This is a genomic window from Nonomuraea sp. LPB2021202275-12-8 (assembly GCF_037044575.1).
Taxonomy (GTDB): Bacteria; Actinomycetota; Actinomycetes; order Streptosporangiales; family Streptosporangiaceae; genus Nonomuraea.
The window spans coordinates 213,775-224,414 of sequence record NZ_JBAHWD010000005.1 but is presented as its reverse complement, the minus strand read 5'-3'; the positions used below and the strand labels follow the sequence as shown (position 1 = coordinate 224,414).

The following is a 10,640-nucleotide window of genomic DNA, read 5'->3' as shown; positions in this document are numbered from 1 at the left end:
TCCTACTGCCCCATGGCCTCGCGCAGGCTGCGCGGGCGCATGTCGGTCCAGACCTGCTCGACGTGGTCGAGGCAGCTCTGCTTGTCCCCTTCGAAACCGGCTTCCCGCCAGCCTTGCGGCAGGGGCCGATCAGCGAACCAGATGGAGTACTGCTCTTCGTCGTTGACCACGACCTTGTACTGGCCGTCCCGCATGTCAGGACCTTTCCGTTCGGGGGAGCCTGGTGATCGTCGTTGCCTGCTTGGGGGCGTTCTGTCCGCGCAGCTCCTCCACGAGCGCGGCCATGCCGGCCACGGTCGGCACCTGGAAGAGGCTGCGCATCGGCAACCGGACGCCGATCTTCTTCCTGATGAGGGCGATGAGCTGGACCGCGACGAGCGAGTTGCCGCCCAGTTCGAAGAAGTCCTGCTCGACGCTGACCTGCCGGGCGCCGAGCACCTCGCTCCACAGCCCGGCGATGGTGGTCTCCAGGTCGTTGCGCGGTGCGACGTGATCGGACGGCAGCGCGTCCGCGCCGCCGGCGGCGGAGGCGGCGTCCAGCTCGTCGGCCACGGTGTCCTGGGTGAGCTCGCGGACGCCCGCCACGAACTCCGGGAGCGCGGTGGCGTTGACGACCACCTGAGAGCCCAGGCGGGCGGCCAGCAGCCGCCGGAAGGCCTCGGCGCCGTCCGCCGGCGGGATGCCGCGCTTGGCTCCGTCGAGGTCGAGGGCGACACCGGCGGTCGCGGACTCCTCGTTGACGGCCGCGTCGGCGGCGCCGTGCCGGGCTCCTTCGCCGACGGTCCGGGTGACGGCCTCCTTGTCGATGCGCCGCAGCACGAAGTCGGAGATGGTCACGACGCGCTGGCCGGCGTCGTCGTACAGGGTGAGGTCGGCAGCGAGCACCTCTCCGCCGCCGGTGTCGCGGTGCCTGGCGTGGCTCCACACCCTGGCCGGGAGCGGGGCGTGCACGGTGATGCGGCCGTAGCCGAGCGGCAGGTAGCTGTGCTCGCCGGAGACGGCGATGTAGGCGGTCGCCTCGTCCAGCAGCGCCGGGTGCAGGGGCAGCAGGTCCAGGTCGGCGGTGACGTCCGGCCCGGCTTCCAGACGGGCGAGCTGCTCGTTCTGCCCGAGCTGGACGGAGCGCAGGCTGCGCCAGCGCGGCCCGAACGTGACCAGCCCGGACGCCGAGGCGAACGGGTTCGCCTCTCCGGAGCCGTAGGTGCAGCGGGCTCGCACGTCGGTCAGGTCGGAGGCGTGTTCCTCGGCGGCCACCCACGCCGCGGAGCCTCTGGCGTGCTGCGTGGACTCGCCTCCTGTCACGCTGACCACTTCGAAGTCCACGCCGTCGCCGGCGGGGGTGAGCAGCACCCGCAGCTCGGCGGTGGCGCCGTCGGCGACCGGCAGCGGCGCGACGAAGGCGACGTCGCGCAGCTCGATCACGTGACCGGGCCCGGGGGCCGGCACAGCGGCCGCGAAGGCGGCGCGGGCCGTCTCCAGGTATCCGGTGCCGGGCATCACGGGCACTCCGGCGACCCGGTGCTCGTCCAGGACCCAGTGGGTCTCGGCGGACAGGGTGGCGGCGTACCAGGGCTGGCGCCCGGCGCTCTCGTGCCGGTGGCTGAGCACGGGATGCTCCAGGCGGGTCACCCGGTCGCCTCGCTGCAGCGCGCGGAACGCCACCGGGGCGGCGACCTCGGCCGCCATGCCGACCTCCAGCCAGGCCCCCCAGTTCACCGACACGACGTGGCCGGGCCAGGTGTGGGCGTAGGCGTCGAGGAAGTTGTTGGCGGCGCAGTAGTCGACCTGGCCGAAGCCGCCCGCGACGGCGGTCACCGAGGAGCAGAGCATGACGAAGTCGAGCGGCAGCTCGCCGAACACCTCGCGCAGCGCCAGCGTGCCGTCGATCTTGGGGGCCATGACGCTCTCGGCCGTCTCCCGCTCCTTGACCTCGGCCATGCCGCCGCCGGGGACTCCGGCGGCGTGCACGAGGCCGTCGATCCGGCCGAACCGGTCGAGCGCCTCGGTCCTGGCCCGGCGCAGCGAGGCGGGGTCGGTCACGTCGGCGGCCAGCACGACCACCTCGGCGCCGGCCTCCTCCATCCTGCGGACGGCGGCGACGGCTCGGCGGACGCGCTCGGGCGCCCCGTCGAGGGCGTCCCAGTCGTCGCGGGGCGGCAGCCCGGAGCGGCCGAGCAGCACGAGCCTGGCCTGGACGCGCTGGGCCAGGTCCTCGGCCAGGGTCAGGCCGATGCCGCCGAGACCGCCGGTGATGACGTAGACGCCGTGGCGGCGCAGCGGGTCGTCCTGCGGCGGGAGCGGCACCGGCTCGAAGCCGCGCACCCAGCGGCGTCCCGCGCGCAGCGCGATCGGGGACGGCGGCACGCCCTGGTCGGGCTCGGCGTGGCCGGCCGCCAGTTCGGCCAGGACGGCGGCGGGGTCGTACGGGCCCGCCTCCAGGTCGAGGTGGCGGACGGAGAGCCAGCGGGCCTCCAGCGGGACGACGCCGGTGATGCCGGCGACGGTGGCGTGCTCGGGCCGCCGGACGTCCTGACCGGTGACGCCCTGCGTGCCCGCGGTGAGCACGTCGAGCTGCACCCCGGCTTCGCGCTCGGCCGACGCCAGCGCCTGCACCAGGGCGAGGAGGCTGAAGAAGCCCAGGTCCTGGGCGGCTCGCGTCTGCTGGGCGTCGACCGCCGGGTCGCCGTCCAGCGCCCAGGCGTGGATGATCCGCTGCGGGACGCCCGCCTGGGCGACGAGCGCCTCGTAGTCCTCGCGTTCCGACGGGCGGACGGTGATCGTGCCGTCGGGCGCGGTGCCGTACTCGCCGCCCGGGACCACCAGGACGGCTTCGGCGCCCGCGGCGCGCAACCCCTCCATCAGGGGATGCGCCGCCGGCCCGGCGAAGACCAGGCAGCGCGTCCCGGCGAGCGCGGATGCCGGGGTGGGGGTGACGGGAGCCTGACGCCAGGCCGGCGCCGAGAACCACTCCTCCAGCGGCAGCGCGCCCGTGTGCTGCGGCCGCGGGTAGATGAGCTCGGTGTCGATCGGGGTGTTCACCCAGTGCTGGGCGCGCTCGTACGGGTAGGCGGGCAGCGGGACGCGGCGGGCGGGCTCGGCCAGGGCGTCGGCGTCGAGCGGGACGCCCGCCGTCCACAGGGCGCCGGCCGTCGCGTAGATGATCTCCAGGTCGGACTTGGCGTCGGCGGGGCCGGGCAGGCTGGCCAGCGGCGTGGGGGCGCTGCGGCCCAGCTGGGCCCTGGCCAGGCCGGTGAGCTGGCGTCCGGGCCCGCACTCCACCAGCCGCCACTCGCCCTCGGCGGCGAGCGTGGCCACGCAGTCGCCGAACCTGACCGCCTCGCGCAGGTGACGCGTCCAGTAGGCGGGGTCGGTGGCGTCCTCGGCGGTGATCCAGGTACCGGTGACGTTCGACAGGAACGGCAGGCTGGGCGCGTGCCGGGCGGCCCGCGCGGCGGCCTCGTGGAAGTCGCCGAGAATCGGGTCCATCATCGCGGAGTGGAAGGCGTGCGAGGTGCGTAGCGCGGTGTGCTGGACGTCGGCCTCGTCCAGTTGCGCGGCGTACTGGGCGATCAGCTCGCCGGGGCCGGCCACGACGCACGTGCCGGGGCCGTTGACGGTGGCGATCGACAGCCCTTCCGGCAGGGTGCGGCGCACCTCGTCGTGGTCCTGGCGGATGGCGAGCATCGAACCGGGCGGCATGCTCTGCATGAGCCTGCCGCGGGTGGCGACCAGGCGCAGCGCGTCGGGCAGCGGGAAGACGCCCGCGACGGTGGCGGCCACGTACTCGCCGATGCTGTGCCCGATCATCGCGGCGGGCTCCACCCCCCACGAGCGCCACAGGCGGGCCAGCGCCCACTCCACGGTGAACAGGGCGGGCTGGGTGAGCGCCGTCTGGCGCAGCCGCTCGTCGGCGGCCTCGCGCTCGTCCTCGGCGGGGAAGAGCAGGGTACGCAGGTCGAGGCCGAGTTCGTCGCGCAGGATCTCGGCGCACTCGTCCACCGCCGCGGCGAAGACGCGCTCGGTGCGGTAGAGCTCGGCGCCCATGCCCGCGTACTGCGCGCCCTGGCCGGAGAACAGCCACGCCACCCGCGGCGTGCCGGCCTTGCCCTTGACCAGGCGCCTGGAGTCGGACAGCGCCGCGACCGCGTCGGCGGCGTCGGCGGCCACCACGGCGGCGCGGTGCGCGAACTGGCGGCGCCCGGCGCGCAGGGTGTAGGCCACGTCGGCGAGGTCGATCTCCCTGTCGGTCAGGTGGCCGGCCAGCCTGGCCACGGCGGCCTCCAGCGCGGCGGGCGTGCGCGCGGACAGCCGCAGCAGGTGGACGGGGCGCGGCTGCGCGGTGGGCAGCGGCGCGGGCGGCGCCTGCTCGACGATCACGTGCGCGTTGGTGCCGCCGATGCCGAAGGAGCTGACGCCCGCGCGGCGCGGGAAGCCGTTCGTCTCCCACTTGGTGAGGGTGGACGCGACGTGGAAGGGGTTCGTGCCGAACTCGATGCGCGGGTTCGGCTTGTCGAAGTTGAGCGTCGGCGGGAGCAGGCCGTGCTCCAGGGAGAGCACGGTCTTGATGAAGCCCGCGATGCCGGCGGCGGGCCCCAGGTGGCCGATGTTGGTCTTGACCGAGCCGATGCCGCACCAGCCCGCCTCGTCGGTGTCCGCGCCGAGCACGCTGGACAGGGCGGCCACCTCGATCGGGTCGCCGATCGAGGTGCCGGTCCCGTGCGCCTCGACGTAGGTGATGGTGCGCGGGTCGATCTGGGCGACGCCCAGCGCCTGGGAGACCGCGGCCGCCTGACCTTCGGTGCTCGGCGCGGAGAAGCCGACCTTGGTGGCGCCGTCGTTGTTGATGGCGTTGCCGATCACCACGGCGCGGATGTGGTCGCCGTCGGCGATGGCGTCGGACAGGCGCTTGAGCACGGCCATGCCGCCGCCTCCGCCCCAGATGGTGCCGGCCGCGGAGGCGTCGAAGGCGCGGCAGTGCCCGTCGGGGGCGTAGATGCCGTCCTGGTGGTACAGGTATCCCCATTCGGCGGGCATCTCCAGGGAGGCGCCGCCGGTCAGCGCCATGTCGCACTCGCCCGTGCGCAGCGACTCGCACGCCACGTGCAGGGCGACGAGCGAGGAGGAGCAGGCGGTGTGCATGGTCACGCTGGGACCGCGCAGGTCGAGCTTGTACGACACCAGCGTGGCCAGGTAGTCGGGGTGGTTGCCGGTGTAGATGGCGAGGTTGCCGACGGAGGCGAACACCTTCTTGTTCGGCCGGATGTACAGCCACTGGTACTCGTCCGACCCGATCGCGCCGTACACGCCGATCTCGCCGTGGTAGCGGGCGGGATCGTACCCGGCGTCCTCCAGTGCCGTGTTGGCGAGCTCGAGGAACATCCGCTGCTGCGGGTCGCGCAGCTCCGCCTCCCGGGGCGACATGCCGAAGAACGCCGCGTCGAGGGCGCCGTAGTCCGCCGCGACGGAGGCGGCGGGCACGAAGGCCGGGTCGTCGAGCAGGTAGTCCGGGATGCCGAGGGCCTCCTGCTCCTCACGCGTGTAGAAGGTGATGGATTCGACACCGTCCACCAGGTTGCGCCAGAACGTGGGCACGTCCTCGGCTCCGGGCAGCCGGCAAGCCAGCCCGACGACCGCGATCGGCTCGACCCCAGGCTCCTCGTCGTGGTTCGTCATTCGCTGCTCTCCCGTCTGGCCTGGTGAGGCCGGTGAGTTGAGGGTCGTGCCCGGCGCGCCGCGACTCGCCGGGCGGCGCGCTCCGATCCGGCCGGGCGGCGCTCGCCGTCGAGGTGTGCGGCGAGCGCCCTTACGGTCGGGAAGCGGAACAGGTCCACGATCGGCACCTCGCGCCCGAGCGAGGCGGCCAGCCGGGCCTGGACCTGAGCCGTGGCGAGCGAGTGCCCGCCGATCTCGAAGAAGTTGGCCCCGGCGGAGATCCTCGGCAGGCCGAGCACCTCCCGCCAGACCCCGGCGACGAGGCGTTCGGTCCCCGTGGCGGGCTCCTGGCCCTGCCCGGCGGCGGGCCGCTGGGGCGGGGCGGGCAGCCGGGCCCGGTCCACCTTGCCGTTCGGCGTGAGCGGGAGCGCCGGCAGGAGCACCAGCTCGTTCGGCACCGCGTAGTCCGGGAGGCCGGCGGCCAGGTGCCGTCGCAGCTCGCCCGCCTGGACGGCCGCGCTCTCCGGCACCGCGTAGGCGTGCAGCACCGCTCCCCCCGGCTGCTCGGCCACCCTCGCCGCGGCGGCCCGGACCCCGGGGTGGGCCAGGAGCGCGGCCTCGACCTCGCCGAGCTCGACCCGGTAGCCGCGGATCTTCACCTGCCCGTCGGCCCGACCGGCCGGCACGACGCGGCCTTCGGGGTCGTAGCGGCCCAGGTCGCCGGTGCGGTAGCGGGCCGTCTCGCCGTCCGGCTCGCGGCTGAAACGCTCCCGGGTGAGCTCTTCGTCCAGGTACGCCTCCGCCAGGCGGCGGCTCCTGACCACGACCTCCCCCAGCTCGCCGACGGCGGCCGGGGCGCCGCCGGCGTCCAGCACGAGCAGCTCGGCGCCGTCGACGCCCAGGCCGACCGGAACCGGGTCGCCCGTCGCCGGGATCGGGCCGGTGATCTCGTACACGGACTGGGCCTGGGGTGTCTCGGTGGTGCCGTAGGTGTTGACCAGGCGGGCTGCCGGCGCGACGGCCCGGAAGCGGGCCACGTCCGCGTAGGTCAGGCGGTCCCCGCCGAACAGCACCAGCCGCAGGTCGGGCAGCTCCACCCCGGCGGCGGCGATCAGGGTGGCGAGCTGCGGGGTGAGGTGGGCGACCGTGATGCCGCACTCGCGCAGCCAGGCGGCCAGGCGGGCGGGGTCGCGGACCCGGTCCTGGCCGGGCACGTACAGCCGCGCGCCCAGCACCAGCGGGGTGAAGGCGTCCCGCAGCAGCGGGTCGTGCGCCAGCCCGGCCAGCAGCGCGAACCTGTCGTGCGCGGTCAGCCCGAACTCGGCCGTGTACCAGGACAGGAACCGGGCCAGCGGGCGCTCACCGGTGCGCACCGGTTTGGGCTCTCCCGTGGTGCCGGAGGTGAGCGAGAGGTAGCCGCGCCGCTCGAGCGGCACGTTCGCCACCGCGAACCCGCCGGGCGGTCCGGTGCTGTCGGCTCGCGGCAGCCAGGCCAGCTCTGGCGGCACGGTCACGCCGGGGCAGGCGATCAGCGCGCGGGCCCCCGCCGAGCGGGCCTGGGCGGCCAGGCGGGAGGGCGGGAGCGCGGAGTCGAGCACGGCCCAGCGGGCTCCGGCCGCCAGGACGCCCAGCAGCAGCGCGGGCAGCTCGCCCGTGCGCGCCGCCAGGATCGCCACCGTCGCTCCGACCGCCACCGGCTCGCCGGCCGGCGCCGCCGTGGCCGCCGTGGTCACCGCCGCGCCGGTCGCCGTGACGAGGTCGGCCAGCTCGGCGTACGTCAGCTCCAGGCCCTCGCCGGTGACCGCCACCCTGCCGGGATCATCGGCGACCCGCTTGAGAACGCTCTCGACGAGCCCGGCGCCGTCCCAGGCGGGCAGCACCCCGGTGCCGTCCGGCAGGGCGGCGTCGGGCCGGAGGCGGGCGGACGCGCGCCGTACCGGCTGGTCTGGGGTGACCACCAGGTCGCCGAGGAGCCGGAGGTAGCCGCCGAGCAGCGCCTCGACGCGCTCCCGGCGGAACAGGCGGGGGTTGTACACGGCCTGCAGCACGTAACGCCCGTCCCGTTCCCCGACGTAGAGGGTGAGGTCGAACAGCGCCCCGGGCAGTCCGGGCGGCAGCGGCCGGGCGGTGACGCCCGGCAGGTCCAGGCGCGGCTCGGTGAAGTCGTACATGTTGAAGAGGACCTGGACGAGCGGGTTGCGTGACAGGTCGCGGCCGGGGCCGAGCCGGTCGACCAGCCGCTCCAGCCGCACGTCCAGATGCGCGAGCGCGCCGGACAGCGCCTCCTGGCAGGTCGTCACGTGCGCCGCGAACGCCGCGTCGTCGTCCACCCGCATCCGCACCGGCAGGACATGCACCAGGCACCCGGTCAGCGGGTCGAGCACCGGGTCGCGGCGGTCGGCGACGGGGGTGCCGACGATCAGGTCGCGCTGCCCGGTGAGCCGCCGCAGCACCTGCGCGTACGCGGCCAGCATCACGGCGTACGGTGTGCTGCCCAGCCGCGCTGCCAGCCGCCTGACCCCGGCGCTGACCGCGGCGTCCGCCTCGGCGGAGGCGCCGGCCCCCTCGAAGGTCTGCACGGCCGGGCGCGGATGGTCGCGGGGCAGGTCGAGCACGGTGGGGGCGCCGTCCAGCCGCGCGCTCCACCACTCGAGGTCCGCCTCCCCTTCGCGCCGGGCGAGCCAGGCCACGTATCCGCCGTAGGACGCGCGCAGCGGGTCGAGCGCCTCGCGGCGGTAGGCGCGGCCGATGTCCTCGTACAGCACCTTCTGCGACCACCCGTCGAACACCAGGTGGTGTGCGGTGACGGCCAGGACGTGCTCGTCGTCGGCGAGGCGCAGCAGCCGGGCCCGCCACAGCGGGCCGGTGTCGAGGTCGAAGGGGAGCCGGGCCTCGGCCTGCAGGCGCTCCGCCACCTCGGGCTCGCTCACCTCGTCCACGGGCAGCGGCACCGGTCCTGGTGGCGTGACGGCGACGGTGGGCACCCCGCCGGACTGCGGCACCCGCCAGCGGAGCACCTCATGCCGCTTGGCCACCACCGCCAGGGCGGCCTGCAGCGCCGCCACGTCGAGCGGGCCGGACAGGCGCTGCGCCATCGCGATGTTGTGCGCGGGCGTGCCGGGGGCCAGCCGCTCCACGAACCACATCCGCCGCTGGATCGCCGACAGAGCGGCGGGCGCCCGGGCCGGCGGCTCGTCCCGCACGGGCGGGGCGAGCTCGGCCCGGCGGGCGATGCCGGCCACGGTCCGGCCGCTCAGCACGTCCTCGACCGCGAGGTCCTTGCCCAGCCGGGCCCTCAGCAGCGCGGTGAGCCGCATGGCGAGCAGGGAGTGGCCGCCGGAGGCGAAGAAGTCCTCGCCGGGGCCCGGCTCGCCGGGGCCCGGCTCGCCGGTCCCGAACGCCTCGGCCCAGGCGGCGGCGACTCCCCGCTCGGCCTCGGTCCCGGATCCGGCCTCCGCTGGAATACCCGGCGTCGTTTCCGGGCGAGACGCCGCGGGACGGAGAGCGCGGAGCGCGGCCATGTCGATCTTGCCGGCCATCGTCAGCGGCAGCACCGGCAGCCGCACCACCCGGGTGGGGACCATGTACGAAGGCATGCTCTCCAGGCAGTGCGCGCGCACGCCGTCGGCATCGGGCGCGTCCTCGGGCGCCAGGTAGGCGGTCACCTCCTTCAGCCCGGCCGTGCCGGTGTCCACGTTGACCACCGCATGCTGGATTCCCGGATGCGCGCGCAGCACCGCCTCGATCTCGCCGATCTCCACGCGCTGCCCCTGGACCTTCACCTGCCGGTCCAGCCGCCCGATGAAGCCGATGCGGCCGTCGCTCTCCAGCACGACCTGGTCTCCGGTGCGGTAGAGGCGCCCGCCCGGCTCGCCGTAGGGATCCGGGGCGAACCGTTCGGCGGTCAGGTCCGGCCGGTGCATGTAGCCGCGGGCCAGCTGCGGCCCGCCGATGCACAGCTCGCCGGGCGTGCCCGGCGGGCAGGGCTGGAGCCGGTCGTCGAGGATGTACGCCGTGCAGCCGGGCAGCGCGTGGCCGATGGGCAGCGGCCTGTCCCACGTGCGGTCGAGCTCGGTGCCGACCACGCACACGGTCGTCTCGGTGGGCCCGTACCAGTTGTGGAAGCGTCGTACTCCCGGCTCCGCCCAGCGCGCCACCTGCTCCGGCCCGGCCGGCTCCCCCGCGGTCAGCAGGTCGCGGAGGTGGGGCAGCCGGTCGGGGTCGAGCAGCGGCAGCAGCGCGGGCGGGATGGTCCCCCAGGTCACCCGGTGCCGTTCCAGGAAGCGCTGAAGCCGTATGGGGTCCACCCGATCGCCGTCCGGGATGAACATGACCGATCCGCCACGGGCGAGCGGCGCGAACACGTCGAGGACCGACACGTCGAAGCCGAGCGCGGCGAACCCGATGGAGCGGCAGCCGGCGTCGAGCCCGAACACCTGCCCGGCCATCGTGACGAAGGACACCGCCGAGGCGTGGCTCACCACGACGCCCTTGGGCCGTCCCGTCGAGCCGGAGGTGTAGAGCACGTAGGCCGCGGCGGCGGGCGGGAGCGGCGCGGCGGGCGTCAGCGCACCGGTGCCGGGCGTCCCGTCCCGGTCCGGTGCGATCAGCCGGACGGGGAGTCCGGACAGCAGCTCGCCGCCGGTCCCGTCGGCGACGACCGTGGTGATCCCGGCGTCCTGGATGATCGCGCTGAGCCGTCTGCGCGGGTGCGAGGGGTCCAGCGGCACGTACGCGCCACCGGACATGAGCACGCCCAGCACGGAGATCAGCAGCTCGGGAGTGCGGCGTCCGCAGACGCCGATCCGGATCTCGGGCCCCGCCCCGCACTCGCGCAACCGGCGGGCGAGCGCCGAGGCGGCCGAGGTCAGCTCGTGGTAGGTCAGAGTCCGGTCCCACTGCCGCACCGCCGGCGCGTCCGGCGTGCGCGCGGCCTGGGCCAGGACGAGGTCATGCAACAGCGGCCCGATGGTCACCCTGGTCACGTC

General features: G+C 75.1%; 3 protein-coding genes. All 3 read right to left on the bottom strand.

Annotation, left to right across the window (positions count from 1 at the left end):
- Positions 1–2 precede the first annotated feature (2 nt).
- The 3 genes from V5E28_RS11955 to V5E28_RS11945 are packed head-to-tail and all read right to left on the bottom strand — an operon-like array spanning position 3 to position 10,637.
- Positions 3–194 carry an MbtH family protein gene (locus V5E28_RS11955; protein ID WP_336206815.1) on the bottom strand — a complete coding sequence of 64 codons (192 nt, stop codon included), beginning with the start codon at positions 192–194 and terminating at the stop codon, positions 3–5.
- Position 195: 1 nt separating this feature from the next.
- A complete protein-coding gene (locus tag V5E28_RS11950) occupies positions 196–5,673 on the bottom strand; it encodes a type I polyketide synthase (protein WP_336206813.1) in 5,478 nt (1,825 codons plus the stop codon).
- Positions 5,670–10,637, bottom strand: coding sequence for an amino acid adenylation domain-containing protein (locus V5E28_RS11945; RefSeq protein ID WP_336206811.1), 4,968 nt, complete (start codon positions 10,635–10,637; stop codon positions 5,670–5,672). Before V5E28_RS11945 ends, V5E28_RS11950 begins: the two co-directional genes overlap by 4 nt.
- Between the last annotated feature and the right edge of the window lie 3 nt (positions 10,638–10,640).

What these genes read in the sequence shown, in the direction of transcription:
- V5E28_RS11955 (WP_336206815.1), bottom strand. Translation starts at nt 194, where the DNA reads ATGCGGGACGGCCAGTACAAGGTCGTGGTCAACGACGAAGAGCAGTAC.
- V5E28_RS11950 (WP_336206813.1), bottom strand. Translation starts at nt 5,673, where the DNA reads ATGACGAACCACGACGAGGAGCCTGGGGTCGAGCCGATCGCGGTCGTC.